Source organism: Archangium gephyra, assembly GCF_049060025.1.
GTDB lineage: Bacteria > Myxococcota > Myxococcia > Myxococcales > Myxococcaceae > Archangium > Archangium gephyra_A.
The window spans coordinates 1,704,678-1,723,705 of record NZ_JBMEQQ010000002.1; the positions used below are offsets into that span (position 1 = coordinate 1,704,678).

The 19,028-nt window shown below is 69.9% G+C and carries 14 protein-coding genes and 2 pseudogenes; 7 read left to right on the forward strand and 9 right to left on the reverse strand.

Annotation, left to right across the window (positions count from 1 at the left end):
* Nucleotides 1–11: 11 nt before the first annotated feature.
* The gene (locus ACN28I_RS07530; protein ID WP_420941424.1) at nt 12–542 is read left to right on the forward strand and encodes a hypothetical protein; all 531 of its coding nucleotides are present in this window, start codon (nt 12–14) and stop codon (nt 540–542) included.
* On the opposite strand, the gene ACN28I_RS07535 is transcribed toward ACN28I_RS07530, so the two are convergent.
* From ACN28I_RS07535 to ACN28I_RS07560, 6 genes and pseudogenes are all read right to left on the reverse strand, one after another.
* Nucleotides 529–1,308: a lysophospholipid acyltransferase family protein gene (locus tag ACN28I_RS07535; RefSeq protein ID WP_420941425.1), complete on the reverse strand. Its 780-nt coding sequence runs from the start codon at nt 1,306–1,308 to the stop codon at nt 529–531. The two genes, ACN28I_RS07530 and ACN28I_RS07535, sit on opposite strands and share 14 nt — an antisense overlap.
* 18 nt (nt 1,309–1,326) lie before the next feature.
* Complete coding sequence (locus ACN28I_RS07540; RefSeq protein WP_420941426.1) at nt 1,327–2,115, reverse strand: exodeoxyribonuclease III; 789 nt, start codon at nt 2,113–2,115, stop codon at nt 1,327–1,329.
* 98 nt (nt 2,116–2,213) lie between these two features.
* The gene (locus tag ACN28I_RS07545) at nt 2,214–3,248 is read right to left on the reverse strand and encodes an aldo/keto reductase (protein WP_420941427.1); all 1,035 of its coding nucleotides are present in this window, start codon (nt 3,246–3,248) and stop codon (nt 2,214–2,216) included.
* 63 nt (nt 3,249–3,311) lie between these two features.
* Nucleotides 3,312–3,899: an NYN domain-containing protein gene (locus tag ACN28I_RS07550; RefSeq protein WP_420948590.1), complete on the reverse strand. Its 588-nt coding sequence runs from the start codon at nt 3,897–3,899 to the stop codon at nt 3,312–3,314.
* A 54-nt stretch (nt 3,900–3,953) separates the two neighbouring features.
* Complete coding sequence (locus ACN28I_RS07555; protein ID WP_420941428.1) at nt 3,954–4,205, reverse strand: dihydrofolate reductase family protein; 252 nt, start codon at nt 4,203–4,205, stop codon at nt 3,954–3,956.
* A 79-nt stretch (nt 4,206–4,284) separates the two neighbouring features.
* Nucleotides 4,285–4,665 (reverse strand): annotated as a pseudogene (locus ACN28I_RS07560) (dihydrofolate reductase family protein); the annotation flags it as partial.
* Nucleotides 4,666–4,956: 291 nt separating this feature from the next.
* Between ACN28I_RS07560 and ACN28I_RS07565 the strand changes: the two are divergent.
* Together ACN28I_RS07565 and ACN28I_RS07570 are read left to right on the forward strand one after the other, a co-directional pair.
* Nucleotides 4,957–5,376, forward strand: a pseudogene (locus ACN28I_RS07565) (trehalase family glycosidase); the annotation flags it as partial.
* Complete coding sequence (locus ACN28I_RS07570; protein ID WP_420941429.1) at nt 5,297–6,613, forward strand: trehalase family glycosidase; 1,317 nt, start codon at nt 5,297–5,299, stop codon at nt 6,611–6,613. The pseudogene ACN28I_RS07565 and the gene ACN28I_RS07570, both read left to right, overlap by 80 nt.
* A 6-nt stretch (nt 6,614–6,619) precedes the next feature.
* On the opposite strand, the gene ACN28I_RS07575 is transcribed toward ACN28I_RS07570, so the two are convergent.
* Together ACN28I_RS07575 and ACN28I_RS07580 are read right to left on the reverse strand one after the other, a co-directional pair.
* Nucleotides 6,620–11,299, reverse strand: a complete 4,680-nt coding sequence (locus tag ACN28I_RS07575; RefSeq protein WP_420941430.1) for a DUF4215 domain-containing protein — start codon at nt 11,297–11,299, stop codon at nt 6,620–6,622.
* Between the two features lie 127 nt (nt 11,300–11,426).
* Nucleotides 11,427–12,380, reverse strand: coding sequence for an alpha/beta fold hydrolase (locus ACN28I_RS07580; protein ID WP_420941431.1), 954 nt, complete (start codon nt 12,378–12,380; stop codon nt 11,427–11,429).
* A 79-nt stretch (nt 12,381–12,459) separates the two neighbouring features.
* Between ACN28I_RS07580 and ACN28I_RS07585 the strand changes: the two genes are divergently transcribed.
* Nucleotides 12,460–13,461: an aldo/keto reductase gene (locus ACN28I_RS07585; RefSeq protein WP_420941432.1), complete on the forward strand. Its 1,002-nt coding sequence runs from the start codon at nt 12,460–12,462 to the stop codon at nt 13,459–13,461.
* A 2-nt stretch (nt 13,462–13,463) separates the two neighbouring features.
* Nucleotides 13,464–14,255 (forward strand): phytanoyl-CoA dioxygenase family protein, encoded by a 792-nt coding sequence (locus ACN28I_RS07590; protein ID WP_420941433.1) that lies wholly within the window; start codon nt 13,464–13,466, stop codon nt 14,253–14,255.
* A gap of 18 nt (nt 14,256–14,273) precedes the next feature.
* Here the strand turns inward: ACN28I_RS07590 and ACN28I_RS07595 are convergent, their stop codons facing one another.
* Nucleotides 14,274–16,613 (reverse strand): ATP-binding protein, encoded by a 2,340-nt coding sequence (locus ACN28I_RS07595; RefSeq protein ID WP_420941434.1) that lies wholly within the window; start codon nt 16,611–16,613, stop codon nt 14,274–14,276.
* A 436-nt stretch (nt 16,614–17,049) separates the two neighbouring features.
* Between ACN28I_RS07595 and ACN28I_RS07600 the strand changes: the two genes are divergently transcribed.
* Both ACN28I_RS07600 and ACN28I_RS07605 read left to right on the forward strand, forming a co-directional pair.
* Nucleotides 17,050–18,150 carry an endonuclease/exonuclease/phosphatase family protein gene (locus ACN28I_RS07600; RefSeq protein WP_420941435.1) on the forward strand — a complete coding sequence of 367 codons (1,101 nt, stop codon included), beginning with the start codon at nt 17,050–17,052 and terminating at the stop codon, nt 18,148–18,150.
* A gap of 71 nt (nt 18,151–18,221) precedes the next feature.
* Entirely contained in the window at nt 18,222–18,998 is a 777-nt protein-coding gene (locus ACN28I_RS07605) for a WbqC family protein (protein ID WP_420941436.1), read from the forward strand.
* Nucleotides 18,999–19,028 lie beyond the last annotated feature (30 nt).

Sequence of the window (19,028 nt, forward strand, 5' to 3'; positions counted from 1 at the left end):
GTCCAAGCACCATGTCCAGGTCCCTGCTGTCCGCCCTCGCCGTCCTCTCGCTGCTCGCCCTGCCCGCCGCCGCCCGCGCGGAGGATGACGCCAAGAAGGAGGGCAAGGCCAAGGGCGAGAAGTGCACCATCAGCATCAAGAAGGGGGACCTCTTCACCCGGGGCAAGAACCTGGTCATCGACGGCAAGAAGGCGGTCCGGGACGCGGTGGCCATCGACGGCGACGTGGTGGTCCGCGCGGGCGCCACGGTGAACGACGTGGTGTCCATCCGCGGCAAGGTGACGGTGGAGGCCGGTGCCCGCGTGTCCGGGGACGTCACCGCCATCAGCGGCAACGTCCATCTCCAGAAGGGCGCCACCATCGCGGGGGATGTGACGGCCATCGGAGGAGAGGTTCAGACCGACGAGGGCGCCACCATCGCCGGCGAGAAGAACCAGCTCTCCATCAACATCAACGGAGAGGATTTCTTCAAGAAGCTCACCAGCGCGGCCCTCACCAGCGCGATCACCGAGGACTGCGAGCTGCGCTTCACCGAGGAGTAACGGCCTGCTCCTTGTCGGAGGCCGTGCCGCCCTCGACACCCGTGAGCGGCATCAGCGTGGCCCGGAGCGCGAGGATCTGCTCCCGGGCCATCTGCTTGAGCCGCTCCAGGTCCGCGAGCGTCATGCCCTTCGTGGAGATGGGCGTGCCCACCGTCACCAGCGCGCGCGAGGTGGCGAAGCGCCACGAGTGCTTGGGCAGCGCGCGGCGCGTGCCACTCACCGCCATGGGCAGCACGTCGGCGCCCGTCTCGATGGCCAGCCGGAAGGCACCGTCCTTGAAGGGCAGCAGATCCTCCGTCTTCGAGCGCGTGCCCTCGGGGAAGATCATCACCGGCATGCCCTTGTCGAGCCAGCGGGCACAGGTGGCCATGGCCCCCTGAGCCGAGTCCTTCTCGCCGCGGCGCACGGGGATGTCCCCGGCCAGCCACATGCTCCAGCCCACGAAGGGAATCTTGAAGAGCGAGGCCTTGCCCAGCCACTTCATCTCCCACGGCAACAAGGAGATGATGAACGGGTCCGCGTTGGACTCGTGGTTGCTCACCACCACGGTGCGGGGCGCGGGGCGCACCGGGTTGCCGTGAATGGCGAACTTCCAGAAGGGGTTGAGCTTCGCCGCGGTGACGCCGATGAGCCGGAAGGCCCGGCCGGTGATCACCTTGCGCTTGTCGAAGGGCCAGGTGACGATCAGGGGGGCCTGCAGGCAGAAGCCCACCAGGGCCACCACACCGGTTTCCAGCCACGCATAGATGGAGAGCAGAGCGTTCATGAAGTGCCTCCCGGCCTATCAGCGGCGGACCTTCGGGTCCAGATCCACGCTCACCGGGCAGTGGTCCGAGCCGAGAACCAGGGGGTGGATGGCGGCCCGCTTCACGTAGGACATGGCCCCGGGCGAGGCCAGCACGTAGTCCAGGCGCCAGCCGATGTTGCGCTCGCGTACGCCGAAGCGCTGGCTCCACCAACTGTAGTGCCCCGTCCCCTTCTCGAAGTGGCGGAAGGTGTCCACCCAGCCGGCGCGGATCCACCGGTCCAGCTCCTCGCGCTCCTCGGGGCGGAAGCCGCTCGTCTCGCGGTTGTCCTTGGGCCGGGCGAGGTCGATCTCCTGGTGCGCGGTGTTGAAGTCTCCCATCACCAGGATGCGCTCGCCGTCACGCAGGCCCTTCTCCAGCCGCGCGAAGAGGCGCCGGTAGAAGTCCAGCTTGAAGGGGATGCGGCTGTTGTCCCGCTCCTTGCCGTTGCCGTTGGGGAAGTAGCAGTTGACCACCGTCAGGAGCCCGATGCGGGCCACCTGCAGCCGGCCCTCGGCGTCCATCTCCTTCACGCCCAGCACCGTCTCCACGGCGTCGAGCCCCTTGCGCGCGAAGAGGCCCACGCCGCTGTAGCCGGGGCGCTCCGCCGCGACGAAGTGGGTGGCGCGCCAGCCCTTGGGAGCACGCACCTCCTCCGGGAGCTGTTCCTCGCGGGCGCGCACCTCCTGCACGCCCACCACGTCGGCCTTTTCGGCCGCCAGCCAGTCCAGGAAGCCCTTCTTGTGGGCCGACCTCAGCCCGTTCACGTTCCAGGAGACGATGCGCACACCCGTTCATTGCCCGAGCGGCGTGCGCTTTTCCAGCCCTTCCGTGTGACTCCCCGCTCCCTCCGGGAGCGAGCGGGAAGCACGGGTGGAGCGGGGCCTCAGGAGGTCGGGAAGGGATTGCGCTCCTTGAACTGCTTCTGGTGCCAGTAGGGATAGACGGGGGGCGTGGCGCTGGCCGCGTCGAGCTTCGCCACCTGCTCCGGGGTGAGGTTCCAGCCGATGGCTCCCAGGTTCTGGCGAAGCTGCTCCTCGTTGCGCGCGCCGATGATGACGTTGGCGACCGTGGGCCGCTGCAGCAGCCAGTTCAGGGCGATCTGCGGCACCGTCTTGCCCGTCTCCTTCGCCACCTCGTCCAGGGCATCCACGACCTTGTAGAGGTACTCCTCGGGCACCTGCGGGCCGCCCGCGGCCGTCGTGGCGTTCTGCAGCCGCGTGTCCTTCGGCATGGGCTGGCCGCGCCGGAGCTTGCCCGTGAGCCGTCCCCACCCCAGCGGGCTCCACACGACGGCGCTCACCTTCTGGTCCACGCCCAGCGGCATCAGCTCCCACTCGTACTCGCGCCCGACGAGCGAGTAGTACGCCTGGTGGGCCACGTAGCGGGCCAGGTTGTGCCGCTCCGACACCGCCAGCGACTTCATCAGGTGCCAGCCCGAGAAGTTCGAGCAGCCGATGTAACGGATCTTCCCGCCGCGCACGAGGTCATCGAGCGCGTTGAGCGTCTCCTCGACGGGCGTGACGGCGTCGAAGCCGTGGAGCTGGAAGAGATCGATGTAGTCGGTGCCCAGGCGGCGCAGGCTGCCTTCCACGGAGCGGATGAGGTGGTGGCGCGACGAGCCCACCTCATTGGGGCCGGAGCCCGCGCGGAAGGTGGCCTTGGTGGAGATGATCGCCCGCTCGCGCCGGCCCTTGAGCGCCTGGCCGAGGATCTCCTCGGCGGCTCCGCCGGAGTAGATGTCGGCCGAGTCGAACATGTTCATCCCGGCCTCGAGCGAGATGTCGACGAGCCGGGTGGCCTCCTTCACGTCGCTCTCCCCAAAGCCCTTGAAGAACTCGTTGGTGCCACCGAACGTCCCGGTGCCCAGACTGAGCACGGGGACCTTGAAGCCAGAGCCACCCAGTTGCCGGAATTCCATGCAGTCGACCTTCCCATCCAGAGGAGCGCGCCGAAGGGCGCGGTGACGCGCGTTCTATCCTGGTTACAGGAAGAACATGGGGTCGAACTCGTCCACGCGAACCGGCAGCAGGCGCGGGAGCGGCCGCTGGAACACCTTCGCGTTCATCTCCAGGTCGAGGATCTCCAGCCCGGCGGGAACGAGCTCGCGGAAGCGCTGGCTCATGTACTCGCGCAGGCCCAGGATGGCCACCTGCCGCTTCTCCTCGAGGAGCTGGCGCAGGGCGTCCGCGAAGTCGGTCCCATCGTGGCTGGCGAGCGCGACCGCGGCCTTGGGACGCTGGGTGCGGATGGCCTCCAGGAGCTTGAGGATGCCCAGGTCCACCACCTTCTGGTCCGGCCGGCCATGGAGGAGCGCCACCTCGCAGCCGGCGGTCTTCAGGGCCCGCACGAAGCCGATCATCACATCCGGCAACTGCTCGCCCCGGGCGTTGAGCACCACCACGCAACGCACGGGTTTGGGGAAGTGGTCTTCACAGAAGGCCACCAGTCGATCGAACTGCACACGGTCCTGGGGCTCGGGCTTGCGTCCCACGACATTGGACACGGCCCAGTCGACGTTCTCGGCGTCGATGAGGACGTAGGAGGCTGCGGGAGGACGTGAGGAAACCATGGCGCGGAGGATACCCTGATCCCGCGCCATGGAAGGACGATCCTTGTCCGGACCTCAGTGCTTGACCGCGTATTGCAGCAGCACCACCCCGTTGCGGTACGCCTTGGTCGAGAGCAGCTCGAGGTCCGCCTTCCGGGCCAGATGCGGGGCGAGCGTCTTGCCCGCACCGATCAACACCGGGTTCAGCTTGATGATGACCTCGTCGATGAGGCCCGCGTCGAAGAGGGCCGCCGCCAGGGGCCCGCCGCCGCACAGGTAGATGTCCTTGGGGATGCTCATCTTCGCCGCCCGCACGGCGCGGCTCATGTCGGTCTGCGTGCCGGGGCGCGACTTCAGCTTCCCGCACGAAGGCGACGGGGTCCTCCCGGACGAGGTGCACGCGCGGATCCGGGCTCTCCTTCAGGGTGCGCGAGAAGACATAGGTCTCCAGGGAGGGATACGGGTCCGTGACCCCCATCTTCAGCGCGGGCTCGTAGGTACCGCGGCCCATGAGCACCGTGTCGTATTCCGACAGCAGCGAGTGGAAGTAGTCCACGACGTGCTCGGGCGAGAGGCCCGAGGGGAAGAAGTCGACCGAGTCGTCCTCGCCGGCGATGAAGCCGTCGAGCGTCGTGGCCACGTGGTACTTGAGCTTGCGCATCTGGGATTGCATAGAGGACTCCGGGCGCGCTCCGCGCGGGAAGGTACTGCGGCAAGGGGTTGTAGGGGGCGGGTCTCCGCTCCTCGCATGCGCACGGCACGACGCAACTACGGGGGTGACGGACATCGTCACACCCGAGGGTCGCTGCACGGAGCGGAGGTTTTCAGCGAAGGGAGATCATGGGCGGCACGGTCTCCCGTGCCGGGACAAAACGTCTCACAGGCATGTTCTGGAGACAAGCCTCTCCTTCAGCGCTGTCGCGTGGCGAACGCGTGACCTGTCTGCCCCGCCGTCCGTTGCCACCCCGAGCATGGAAGGCAAGCTTGTCCGTCAGGACAGGCGGGAGGGGGAAACATGGCAGGCACTCGACGGTCACGCATGCCCACGTGGGCTCCGGGACTCATCGTCGCGCTCTCGATGGTGGCGAGCGCGGCTCCCCAGGAGGCACTGCCCGACTACTGGGATGTCCGCACGTATATCTCGCTCAACTGGGACGTGCTGACGCGCTCGCTGGACACCTGCAAGGTGCTGGCGGATCCCAAGGTCCCGGAGCGCTCCGTGCTCTACCTGCCCAAGGACCTGCCCGAGCCCGTCTCGGTCCAGCAACTGCGCCAGAGATGCCCTCAGGTGCAGGTCCGGCGTCTGCCGTCGGATATCACCGGGCCAGGGCAAGCGGATGTCCGGGCGATCGATCCGCCGGGGCTGCTCTTCCTGGAGCACCCGTATGTCGTGCCCGGCGGCATGTTCAACGAGATGTATGGCTGGGACAGCTACTTCATCATCCGCGGGCTGCTGCGCGACGGACGGCGGGAGCTGGCCCAGGGCATGGTGCGCAACTTCTTCTTCGAGGCTCGAGAACTACGGAGGCGTGCTCAACGCCAACCGCACCTATTACCTCACCCGCTCGCAGCCGCCCTTCCTCTCCTCGATGGTGCTGGCGGTCCACGACTCCCTGAAGGGAGAGGCGGAGCGGCGTGCGTGGCTGACCGAGGCCCTGCCCTACGTGACCCGCGACTACGAGATGTGGGTCCGCGGAGAGCACCTGGCCGGGGACACGGGGCTGTCGCGCTACTTCGATTTCGGCGAGGGGCCGGTGCCGGAGCTCGACACGCACGCCCGCTACTACCGCGATGTGGTGATGTACTTCCTGAAGAACCCCGAGGCCGGCAAGCCCTACCTGCGCCAGGTGGACCCGGACAACCGGGAGGCGGCGGACACGGGCCCCGTATTCACCGTCCAGGTGTGTGAACGGACGGCTGGGGCGACCACCTGCACGTCCATGGAGTCGTTCACCCTCACGCCGGACTACTACAAGGGTGACCGCAGCATGCGCGAGTCGGGCTTCGACGTGTCCTTCCACAACGGGCCCTTCAACGCGAGCACGCACCACTACGCCTCGGTGGACCTGAACAGCCTGCTGTACAAGACGGAGACGGACCTGGAGCGCATCAGCACGTTGCTGGGCCGCCCCGCGGAAGCGAAGGGGTGGAGGGAGCGCGCCACGCGGCGCCGGGAGCTGGTGGACCGCTACCTGTGGGACGCCGAGCGGGGCATGTACTTCGACTACGACTTCGTGGCCGGCAAGCGCTCGACCTACGAGTACGCGACGACCTTCTACCCGCTCTGGGCGGGGCTGGCGTCCCCCGAGCAGGCACGCGCCGTGGCGGGCAAGCTCTCCCGCTTCGAGCAGCCCGGCGGCGTGGCGATGAGCCGCCAGGAGTCACTCACCCAATGGGACTACCCCTACGGGTGGGCTCCCATCCAGCTCCTCACCGTCGAGGGGCTGCGCCGCTACGGCCGTGGAGCGGATGCCGACCGGCTCTCCCGGAAGTTCCTCGACACGGTCGCCGAGAACTTCCGCCGGGAGGGGACGATCCGCGAGAAGTACAACATGGTGACGCGCTCCTCGGAGGTGAAGATCGCGGCGGGGTATGCGGAGAACGTCGCCGGCTTCGGGTGGACCAACGGCGTCTTCCTGGAGCTGCAGCACGGGCTCCAGCAGGAGCCCGCGCGCCGGGTGGGACGCAAGCCGCCCCCCGCGAGGCGGGAGCAGCGGCCGTCACCGGCTCCCTGAGCGGAGTCACGGCTCGGACGGGCTGGCCCGGTTCTGCGGACCGCGGTTGAAGCGCAGCAAGAAGTCCTGGGAGTTGTCGTTCGAGTCGAAGCCGTTGCCGTGGGAGGCATGGGGGCCCGACTCCATCGTGCCGTCCGTGGAATCGCTCCAGGCCTTGCGCTCGAAGCTGCCGTTCGCGACGGGCAGCGTGGGGAAGGCACTGCCCTCGGGAGCATTGGCCGGCCCGTAGCCCACCGTGTCCACCGCCAGGGGATCCGCCGGCGAGGAGCCGATGCCCGGCCTGCCGAGCCGCACGTGGCCTCCCCTGGCCGGATCCGCCGAGAGGCTCAACGAGCCGCCCCAGTTGGCGTCCGCGCCCACGAACCCGGTGTACCCAGCCGACGCCACCAGGAAGAAGCCGTGAGGGGCGATCCGCGAGCCCGCGGGCAGCTCGTACGAGAAGTAGGAAGGACCCGAGCCGCTCTTGTACTGGACCTTCCAGCCGGACAGGTCCACCTCTTCGCTGGTGGGGTTGTAGAGCTCGATGAACTCGTCAGCCGCCCCGCCTGGGCCCTGCGGAGCGAACTCGCTGATGACCACGTGGTCCGTGGTGGAGGGCGCCGGCACCGCGATGTAGGTCCACAGCATCTGGCCCCCGAGCGTCGCGTAGAGGGTTGCGCCACCATGCAGGCTCGACGAGGCGGTGAACGTGAACAAGGCGCCGATCTGACGCGCCGGAATGACCACCGCGGAGGGCACCGCGCCGAGCCCCTCGGGTGACACCGACAGGGACACCACCGTGTCGGCCTCGGACGGAACATCCAGGATGACGACACACTGGGTCGTCCCGCCCTGCGCAACCGTGTGGCGCTCGCACGCCAGGAAGGACAGAGAGGAGGCCTGGTCCTCGGCGAGCACCGTCAGCGAGGCGGTCTTCGAGATGCCATCGAGCGTCGCCGTCAGCCACGTGTAGCCGGGGTACGCCCCTTCCTGGGAGAGATCGACGTTCACCCACAAAGGCGCCGAGCTCTGCCCCGCGGGGATGCGCACGCTTCCCATGGGGATGCTCACCCCTGGATTGGAGGCCGTCACCGAGACGAACGTGTCCACCTCGGCCGGCCGGCTCAACTTCACGAGGATCTCCTCGGGGAACGTGGGGCCGGCGTAGCCATCCCGCACGAAGGCCCAATCCGACGGGCCGAACTCCACGAGGAAGGGAGTCGTGTCGCTCACCAGGTCCACACTGGAGCGCGGCTCCAGCTTGAAGTTGCCGTTGCGCCACTCCAGCACGCCGGTGATGACCGCGTAGAGATCGCCCACGGCCGGCAGGGTGGGGCGGTAGAGGAAGTCGTTGATGCGCAGCACTCCGTTCACCACGAACTCGTAGCTGGGGATGGAGTCACCCGGGCCGGGCGGAGGCTCCACCTGCGTCACCTCCACCCCGCGCACGCGGACGAGCACGCCTTCCAGCTCCTGCGAGCGCCAGCCACCGGTCCCCACGTCCCAGGGCGACACCTCGATGGGCTCGGGCAGCGGGTTGCCCGTGCTCTGGAGGGTGAGGCTGACCGGGTTGTTGACCTGGAGCTGCCCGAAGTAGTTGGTGACGAGCGCATTGCCGACATCCACCCGGTCGCCCACGTTGATGCCGTGGCCGGGTTTGAAGACGAAGACGCCGGAGTACGCGGGCCCCGAGTAACCGGACTCACCCGGGTGCACCTGGACGAAGAAGCCCGAGGCGCTCGCGCCCGTCACCAGCACGTTCTCGAGCGTGACGCGCTGGCCCACCCAGGACCAGGTGCCGAACACCGGCGTCTTGAGCATGTAGATGCTCACCGGGCACGCCGAGCCGCCGGGGTTGTACACGGGGCAGACATCGCAGGCATTGCCCGTACCATCGCCATCCCCGTCCTCCTGGCCCGGGTTGGAGACGTAGGGGCAGTTGTCCACGGCATTGGATACGCCGTCGCCATCCGAGTCACCGGGGTCCGGCCCGGCACAGGTGGTGGAGTACGGCTCGAGCGGGCACACGTCACACGTGTCCCCTGTCCCATCACCGTCCGAGTCCGCCTGCATGCCATTGTCCAGCGGGCGCACGGGGTTGAAGAGATTGGGGCAGTTGTCGCTGACATCGAGCACACCATCACCATCGATGTCGTGGGTCTCGGGGATGCCCGAGTACAACGTCGAGCCATTCACGGAGCCCGGGAAGCGCGAATCGGTGGACGTGCGCTGCGGCAGGCACAGGGGCTCGTTGACGGGCTCCGCGGAGCAGAAGAAGAGCGGATAGGAGTCCTCGTTCAGGCCCTGGAGCGTGGCGAGTGACTCCCCGGTCTCCGACTGGAGGCATACCTGGCGCGAGGCACCGCACACGTCGAGCGCATCGCACCCGGTGGCGCCGAGCGCCTCGACCAGCGCCGAGTCACCGTAGAGCGGCTTGCCTCCGCGCAGGGTGAGGACCACGTCCTCCGGGTTGGCGGCGATGACCGCGCGGTGCGGCGAGTGCGCGAAGGACTTGAGCCGGAAGATGGCGATGTCCGCGATCTTGCCAGGGCTCAGGTCACCGATCTTCGACGCGGTCTGCGTGGCGCGGGCCGCGTTGCGGGTGACCAGGGACCACAGCTCGGCGTCGTTGAAGGTGGCGTTGTAGTAGATGCTGTTGAGGTAGTCCGCGCAGCGCAGCTCGCGCAGCAGGTTCATCGAGCCGGTGGGCAGCCAGTCCGTGCCCAGCGCGACGTTGACGCCCAGCCGCTTGTAGATGGCCACCTGGGCGGTGTCGCCATAGAGGAACACGTTGGAGCGCGGTGACCAGACGAGGCTCGCGCCCTGGCTGGCCATGTGCCCGATCTCCGGCACGCGCAGGCCGACGCCTTGGATGACCGCCGTCCGAGGGCCGATCAGGTCCTGCCCGGACGGGTCGAGGCCCGAGGTGCAGAGGAACTCGTTGAGGGCGGAGGTCTCGATGCCCTCGGCGATGTGCGCCAGGTAGGCGGAGTCGCTCGGGATGACACCCGGCGGATCGATGGCCGGGTAGGCGCAACCGCTGGTCAGCTCGGGGCCCGTGACATCGCCCAGGGGGAAGGTCTCGTAACGGAGGCCGCTGGCGCCCGCCTCGAGGCCTTCCTGGTTGCCACCACTCGGGGAGGTGCTCGGCTTGTCGAGGTTGCGCAGCAGCCCGTTCTGGCCGCCAGCGCCAGCGATGGAGGTGGTGCCCGCCATCACCTGACGCAGCTCCGCCCAGCGGATGGCCGCGTTGCTCGAGGTGGAGGACGGGATCCCCGTGTGGCCATCCCTGCCCATGCGCCAGTCGTGGCGGTGCTCGTAGCGCTCCGCGGTGAACTCGGAATGGGGCCAACCCTGGTAGGGGATGTGATCGTGCGGGTTGATGAGACCCGGGGACACCACGCCATCCGGGCACACCACCTGCGTGGCCGAAGCCGCCTCGGGCGCACTGGAGCAGTTGCAGCCCACGCACTGGATGACGCCGGCTGGATCGAAGAGGACCTGGCCCCCCTTGTAGACCCGGTCCGGCGCCAGGATGACGCCCGTGACGAGGTGGCTGGCGCTGCCCGGCGTCACCGAGCACGTTCCCGAGGGGGGCGGTGGCAGCGGAGAACTCGGGCACACGATGACCGTCCCCGTGCCTCCGTCGGAGCCCGCGTCCCAGCTCCCCCCATCGGAGCCCGCGTCCCACGTGCCCGCGTCGTAGGAGCCCGCGTCCCACGTGCCTGCGTCGTAGTAACCCGCGTCCCACGTGCCCGCGTCGTAGTAACCCGCGTCCCACGTGCCCGCGTCGTAGGAGCCCGCGTCCCACGTACCAGCGTCGTAGTAACCCGCGTCCCACGTGCCCGCGTCATAGCCAGCATCCGGCCGCGTGCCTGCATCGTAGGAGCCTGCGTCCCACGTCCCCGCGTCCCACGTCCCTGCGTCGTAGGAGCCCGCGTCCGGCCACGTACCGGCGTCGTAGTAACCCGCGTCCGCCGCAGTGCCCGCATCGTAGTAGGAGCCCGCGTCCGTGCCGGTGCCCGCATCCGCGTGGGTCCCCGCGTCCGCGCCCCCCGTGCCCGCGTCCGTCCCGGTGCCCGCGTCCGTCCCGGTGCCCGCGTCCGTCCCGGTGCCCGCGTCCGCGCCCCCCGTGCCCGCGTCCGTCCCAGTGCCCGCGTCCGCTACCCCCGTGCCCGCATCGATGATGGGCAGCGTGCAGTTGTGCTCGCACCCATCACCGCCCACGGTGTTCCCATCGTCGCACTGCTCCGGGGCCTCCACGATCGCGTTGCCACAGGCTGGCCCCGAGGACCCCGCGTCCGTCTCGGTCTCCGTCCCCGCGTCCGTCTCCGTCCCCGCGTCCGCCCCGGTGCCCGCGTCTGTTTCCGAGCCCGCGTCCGTCTCCGTCCCCGCGTCCGAGCCCGCGTCGGCGGCTGGCAGGGTGCAGTTGTGCTCGCACCCATCACCGCCCACGGTGTTGCCGTCGTCGCACTGCTCCGGGGCCTCCAGGATCGCGTTGCCACAGGCCGGTCCCGCCCCGCCCGGAGTCGGAGTACAGGTGTTCTCGCACCCGTCACCGTTCACCGTGTTGCCGTCGTCGCACTGCTCGGCGCCGGCCTTCACGCCATCGCCGCAGCGCGCTGCGTCCTCCCCCTCACCGCACCCCGTGAGCACGAACAGCAACGCGGTGAAGGCAACGATTCCAAAACGACGGGCTGGCAGCATCGGGCACACCTGCTCCGATACGGAAACCTCCCCGCGAGAGGCGGGAGACCGTATCGGCGCCCATCATGCCCGAAGAGGTCATCCAGGTGACACTCCCGCCCTTCCACCCAGGGCGGAACGCCCCACCTCAGTGCGTGTGCTCCGGGTACGCCGGCCCCACCCCGCATCTCTGACGGAAGGCGCGCACGGTCTCGGCGATCTCCGTGCCCGCCTCCACCAGGCCCGCGTGGCCCGCGTCATCCACCAGCACCCACTCCGCGGCCGGCATCCGCTCGCGCATCCGCTCCATCTCGCGCAGGGGCACCAGCAGATCGTTCTTCGCGGCGATGATCTGCGTGGGCACCCGGACGTCCGGCAGCACGTCCCAGCACGGAGGGCAGTCCAGCAGGCCGCGCACCATCATCCAGAAGGCCTCCGGGTCCATCCGGCGCAGGGCCAGCAGGAACTCCAGGATGTCCGCGCGTGGGGCGCGGGCCCTCAGCAGGCCCGAGATGCGCCCGAGTGGATACGCCAGCCGCGAAGCCAGCACCTGATGCACGAGCGGCGCCACCTTGGGCACCAGCGGCGTCAGGGTCTTGAAGGCGCGGCCCAGGGTGTTGTGCCCGCCCGGCAGTGGGATGAACCAGGCGCCCGGATCCGGCGAGGCGGGGCTGCCGCCGATGAGCGTCATGGCGGGCACCAGCTCCGGCCGCCGCCGGTACAGCTCCAACACCACCCGGACGCCCATGGAGAACGCCACGTGGTGGGGCGCGCGCCCGTCGCCTCGGACCATCATCTCCTCGGTGACGCGCTCCAGGTCATCCACGTGGACGCGCAGGGCGTAGTCACCATTGACGGACAACTGGCTGCGGCCGTGGCCCCGGTAGTCCCAGTGCACCACCCGGTGGTCCTGCTCCAGGTCCGCGACGATGTAGCGCCAGAAGTTCTCCGACGTCCCGATCCCGTTGGTCAGCAGCACCGACGGGCGGGAGGCGAGCGCGGGTTCCGCCTCATTCTCCGGGGCATTGCCCACATGCGTGTGGTACGCGACGCGGGTGCCGTCGGGAGCGGAGACAAAGCGGGTGAGGCGCAGATAGGGCATGTTCCCCCCCACCATTCGGCCGCTCCCCCGGCAGCGCAAGGCCCGGCGTTCACTAGTGGGTATCGTTACTCCTCATTCCATGAGCCAGACCGCCCCCTCCCCTCCCCTCACCCGCTGGCTCGAGCCCCGTCCCTCGGGGCCCGGCGCCCCCCCCGCGGCCGTCTCGGTGGGCACGATGAACTTCGGCGCCCGCACCCCGGCGCCCGAGGCGCAGCGCATCATCGCCCGGGCCCTGGAGCGCGGCGTGTCCTTCTTCGACACCGCCAATTCGTACGGCAACGGCGAGGCCGAGCGCCTCCTCGGCCAAGCGCTGCGCGGCCGGAGGGCGGAGGTGGGGCTCGCCACCAAGGTGGGGCTGGCGCGCGTCCGGGGGAAACCCGAGGGCCTGTCCGGTGAACAGGTGGTGCGTGCGGTGGAGGACAGCCTGAAGCGGCTCGGGACGGACTACGTGGACGTGCTCTACCTGCACGCCCCGGATGCCGCCACGCCGGTGGAGGAGACGCTGGAGGCCGTGCACGGGCTGCTGCGCGCCGGCAAGGCCAGGCACTGGGGCGTGTCCAACCACGCGGCCTGGCAGTTGCTGGAGCTGCGGGGCCTGTGCGACGCACGCGGCCTGCCCCGCCCGGTGGTGTCCCAGGTGCTCTACAACCTGCTGGTGCGCCAGGTGGAGGTGGAGTACCTGCCCTTCACGAGGCGCTACCCCATCCACACCACCGTCTACAACCCGTTGGCCGGAGGACTGCTCTCCGGGCGCCATGTGCCGGGCGGGGCCATTCCCGCGGGCTCGCGCTTCGACGGCAACCGCTTCTACCAGCGCCGCTACTGGTCCGAGCGCCTCCTGGAGCAGGCCGCGCGCCTGCGGGAGGTGGCGGAGGCGGCGGGCCTGACGCTGGTGGAGCTCGCCTACGCGTGGCTGGCGAGCCGGCCCGGGGTGGACTCGGTGCTGGCGGGCCCGGCGACGGTGGAGCACCTGGACGCGGCGCTGGACGCCTGCGCGAAGCCGCTGCCCCCGGAGGTGGCCACGCGCGTGGACGAGCTCTCCCGGGAGTGGCTGGGCACAGACGCCACGTACGCGAGGTGAGCATGCTGGCGGTGGATGCGGAGACTTTCGACCTGGCCGGGCCGCTGGCGCACTACGCCGAGCACGGGTACGCGCGCCTGGGCCGGCTGCTCAGCCCCGAGGGCCTGGAGGCGCTGCGCGAGCGCGCGGACGATCTGATGCTGGGCCGGGTGAGCTACCCGGGCTTCTTCTGGCAGATGGACGCGCCCACGGGCCGCTACGAGGACGCGCCGCTGGGGCTCGGCTGGCAGGGGCCGTCGCTGGACTACCGCAAGCTGGAGAAGCTGGAGAAGGATCCGCGCTTCCTCGAGTGGATGGAGAACCCGCTCTTCGAGCGGCTCGCCCGGACGCTCATGCCCGGGGACATCTGCCTCTACCGGGCCATCCTCTTCCACAAGGGCCAGCGGGGCGGCAGCGAGCTGCCCTGGCACCAGGACGGGGGCAAGCTGTGGGGCCTCACGAAGGACCCCGAGCTGCAACTGTGGACGGCGCTGGACGACGCGCCGCTGGACGGCGGCTGCGTGGAGGTGGTGCCGGGGAGCCACCGCTGGGGGCTGGCCACGGCGCTCGGGGGCGTGGTGCCGCCGGATCAGGTGGCGGTGCGGGGGGCGGACGGGCTCGCGGTGCCGCTACCGGTGGAGGCGGGCGAGGTGCTGCTGCTCCACAACTACGTGTGGCACCGCTCGGGGCCGAGCCGCACGGGCCAGCGCCGGCGGGGCTTCTCGGCCTGCTACATGAGCTCGGACACGCGCTGCGTGCGCAAGAAGAAGGCCCCTCGGGACTTCTTCCCGCTCTTCCGCCGCGGCTCGCATTGAGGCTCCCTGCCCCGCGCCCTACCCCGCCTTCAGCTTGCTGCGGATGGCGGGCAGGCTGATGCGGAAGGTGCTGCCCCGGCCGATCTCGCTGTTGGCGGTGATCTCCCCGCCGAAGCCCGTGATGATGCCGTGGCAGATGGACAGGCCCAGCCCCGTGCCCACGCCCACCGGCTTGGTGGTGAAGAAGGGATCGAAGATGCGATCCAACACCTCGCGCGGCATGCCGCACCCGGTGTCCTTCACCTCGATGACGGCGTGGTTGCTCTCGGCGCGCAGGATGACGCGGATCTCGTTCTTGTCCGGCTGACCCGCGGTGATGGCGTGGGCGGCGTTGATGAGCAGGTTGAGCACCACCTGGCCGAACCGCGCCTCGCTGCCCTCCACGAGCGGCACCTCGGACACGTCCTTCACCACGGTGGCGCGGTGGCGCAGCTCGCCGCGGGCCAGCGCCAGCGCCGAGTCGATGACGCGCCGCAGATCCACCGCCGTGGGCTGCTCCTCGTCGCCTCGTGAGAAGGTCTTCAGATCCTGGACGATGAGGCGCACGCGGTTGACGCCCTCGTTCGTCTCGGCCAGCACCTCCTCCACCTCGTTGAGCCGCCCCTCGGGCAGCAGCCCGGTGATGGTGTGCAGCTCCTCGGTGAGGAAGGACAGGTTGGAGATGACGAAGGCGAGCGGGTTGTTGATCTCGTGCGCCACGCCCGCCGCGAGCGTACCCACCGAGGCCAGCCGGTCCGCGACGACGAGGCGCGCCTGGATCTGCTTGCGCTCGGTCAGATCTCTCGCGCTCACCAGCGTGGCGGGCTGGCCGGCGAAGACGAGCCGCAGGCTGCTGATCTCTGCCGTGAGCAGGCCGCCGCCGGGAGGCAGGAAGCGGATCTCCCGTACGCGGTTGGAGGCGCCCCGGCCGGGCAGACCATCCAGCGTGCCCGCGGCGGCGCCGCGATCCTCGGGGTGGACGAAGTCCAGCAGCGAGCGGCCCACCAGCTCGTTGGCCTTGAGCCGCAGGAAGGAGCACGCGGACGGGTTGACGTAGAGCAGCGGCCCGCCGCGGTGCACGAAGATGGCCTCGGGCGAGCCCTCGATGAGGGCGCGGAAGCTCTCCTCGGAGCGGCGCAGCGCCTCCTCGGCGGCCTTGCGCTCGGTGATGTCGAAGGACACGCCACCCAGGAAGCGCCGGCCCGAGCTGTCGCGGGCGATGAACCGGTAGGTGAGGAACTGGCGCGGCTCGCCCTCCGGCGTGGGGATCATGCTCTCGGAGACGGAGGGCTGGCCGGACTTGAAGGCCTGATCGTCCTGATCGCGCAGGTGGGCGACCGTCTCCGCGGGCATGAGCTGCTCGTCGGGGATGGTGCTCACGTCCAGGCCGGGAGCCAGCCCGAAGAAGCGCCGGAAGGGCTCGTTGACGAAGACGCGCCGGCCGGCCTCGTCCTTCATGTACGCGAGCGCCGGGTTGTTGTTGAGGAAGGAGTCGAAGAGGTGCTGGCTCTCCTGGAGCGCGGTGACGATGGAGGCCACCTCCGTCATCAGCGCCTGCTTCGCCGCGTGCTCGGCGGCGTTGCCCATGGCGGCCCCGAGCAGGCCGGCCATCAGCTCCAGCGTGCGCTCGTCCGAGTCCACGAAGGCGAACGGCACCTGGGAGGCGATGCTCAGCACGCCCACCGTCTGGTTGTCGCGCTTGAGGGGCACGTTGAGCATGGAGCGCACCTTGAGCCGGCGCGCCGCGGCCACGTTGGCGCGCGGATCCCGCTCGGTGTCGTCGGTGCGCATCACCTCGCCGCGCAGCACGCTGGTGCCGGCCATGGTGCTGGCGATGGCCAGGCGCGAGCCCTCGAACTGCTTCGAGTAGCCCGTGCAGACCCGGTAGAACATCTCCTCGCCCTCGATGATGCCCACGGCCGCGCCGCCCGCGCCGCAGAGGATCATCGCCCGCTCGGCGATGAGCCGCATCACCACGTCCAGATCCAGGCCCGCCAGCGCGATGTCGTTAGGCGTCTGGATGATGGCCGCCAGCCGCTCGATCTCCCCGCGCGCGGACTCCTCGTGGGACTGCCGGCGCATGAAGGCGTAGCAGCGGCGCTCGAACAGGGCGATGCGGGCGCGCACGTCCACCGGGTGGAAGGGCGCCACCAGGTAGTCGTCCACGCCGATCTCCATCAGCGGGGCGATGTCCTCGTCGGTGAGGCTGGCGGCCATGCCGAGCACGGACACCTCGGCGGCGCGGATCTGCGCGCGCAGCCGGCCGAACCAATCGGACTTCTCGCGGACCTGATCGGCCCCGACCACGAGCACATCCACCAGGGAAATGGTGGCGGCCGTGACCTCGGGTCCCGAGGCGACCACGACCTCGTGTCCCATCCGGGAGAAGCTCCGACCCGATGGGGTGGTCACCGTCGCGACTGAGGAGGAGAAAGCGCATGGAGGCAGGAGCGGATTCTGAGGAAACAGAAGATTGCTAGATCGAGGCCCTTCCGGTCCACCACGAGCACCCGATTCCGGGAGAACCGCTCTCCGTTGGACGCAAGCCTATCCTCGTTCGCTCCACGTGGGGGAGTGTTGGGAGGCGCAAAGGGGGACCATGGGCCGCCCGGTGAGCGGGCAGGCGGTCCGCATTATTGCCACGTGTCCAACGTTTGTGCGACCTCGACGTGCTCAATGGTGGTCGGCCGGGAGGAAGAGGGGGTCTGGCCCCCTGGCGTCCGAGCAGGGGCGCCCTATCTCACCGGGGTTGTCCGCGGCAGGCAGGCGGGCACGGGTTGCTCGGGGCGGGGCCGGTCCGGGGGGAAGGTCACAGATGAGGTACGGCATCGCGGTGGGGTTGTGGATGGTGGCGCTCGGCGCCTGTCAGGTGGCGACGCTGCCCCAGGTGGTGGATGGGCGGGAGGAGCGTTCCGCGTCCGAGCTGTCCCAGCTCTTCGACCCGGGCGCCCTCACGGTGATGACGCGCGGGCTGTCGGGCGAAGGGCACCTGGAGCGGGTGCTGGAGGCGCCGAGGGCGGAGGAGCCGGCGCGTGCCGCGGAGCTGCTGGAGGCGCTGCACCCGGAGGACGTGCGGGCGCGGGCGCGCAAGCTGGCGGACGAGATTCAGTATGCCCGGCCCCACCTCATCGGGCTGCAGCGGGTGATGCAGGTGCGGCGGCAGTCGCCGGGGGACGCGCTCTTCGGGGGCACCCGGCCGGCGGAGGAGCTGCACCTGGACGTCCTGCCGGTGCTGATGGGTGAGCTGGCGGCGCGCGGGCTGCACTACCGGGAGGTGGCGCGGGTGCGCAACGCGGACGTGGAGCTGCCGCTGCTCACGAGTGAGGCGCCGGCCTTCGACGACGTGCGGCTGACGGACTTCGACGTCATCCTGGCGCGGGCGGACGTGGAGGTGAAGGAGGCGCGGACGGGCAACTACGTGGCGCACCGGAAGGTGCGGCGTCCGGGCCAGGAGCCGGTGGCGCTGCCGAGGGGTTGGGCCTCGGTGGCGGCGAAGGTGGAGGGCCGGACGTACCGCTTCGTCAGCACGCACCTGGAGCCCGCGCCGGACGAGCACGGGCTGCGGGTGCAGGTGGCGCAGGCGGGGGAGCTGATCCGGGCGCTGCACGGCGAGCCGCTGCCGGTGGTGCTGGTGGGGGACTTCAACACGCCGGCGAACCTGGGGCTGATGGGGGCGCCCACGTACCGGGAGCTGCTGCTGGCCGGGTACGTGGACGTGTGGACGCACCGCCAGGGGAGCACGCGGCCGGTGGGAGCGGACCTGGCGCTGGAGATGCCGGCGTTGGCGGAGCGCCTCGACCTGGTGCTGGTGCGCAAGCCGGTGACGCCGGGCCTGCGCCGGGTGGGCCCCGTGCTGGCATATACGGTGGGGGGCACGCCGGACGTGGCGGGAGTGGTGGCGCGCCTGCGCATGTAAACCCCCTCTGGGAGAGGGCCGGGGTGAGGGTATGCCCCCCGTGGGCCGCTGAACCCGGTTACACTGAGCCCGTGACTGAGCAGCGGTCCGGAGTCCTGGTCGCCGAGCAACCCCACTACCTGCCGTGGCTGGACTTCTACGAGCAGGTGGCGAGGGCGGACACGCTGCTGGTGCTGGACAATGTGCAGTGGCTGAGGAGGGGCTGGCAGCGGAGGGCGCGGGTCGCACTTCCGCCGGGCACTCCCCTGCCCCCGCCGGCCGAGCCCGCGTTCCAGTGGCTGACGATCCCCCTGGAGGGAGCGCACCGGGACACGCGGATCTCCGAGCTGGCGGTGGACCCGGGACAGCCGTGGACGCGCAAGCACCTGGCGACGCTGACGATGCTGTACGGGAAGAGGCCCTACTTCCGGAGCCAGGTGCTGCCGAGACTGGAAGGATTCTACGCGGAAGCGGCGAAGGAGCGGGGTCCGGGCTCACTGCTACGCACGCTGCTGGCGAGCATGGCGCTCTTCTACGAGCCGCTGGGCGTGAAACCGCGGGTGGAGCTGGCGTCGAAGCTGGACCGCTCGCACCCGGACAAGACGGGGCGGCTGGCGTCGTACTGCACGCAGTTGGGGATGGAGACGTACTACTCGGCGGTGGGCTCGCTGTACCTGAAGCCGGGACCGTTCCGGGATGCGGGGGTGAGGCTGCTGTGGCAGAAGTTCCGCTATCCGGCGTACGACCAGGGCCGGAAGGGAGAGCGCTTCGTGGTGGGCCTGTCGATCGTGGACGTGCTGTCGAACGTCCCCATCGACGAGGTCCGGAAGTGGCTCGAGCCCAGCCCCTGGGGCCCGTTCGCGAAATAACCCCTCTCCCCCCGGGAGAGGGACGGGGTG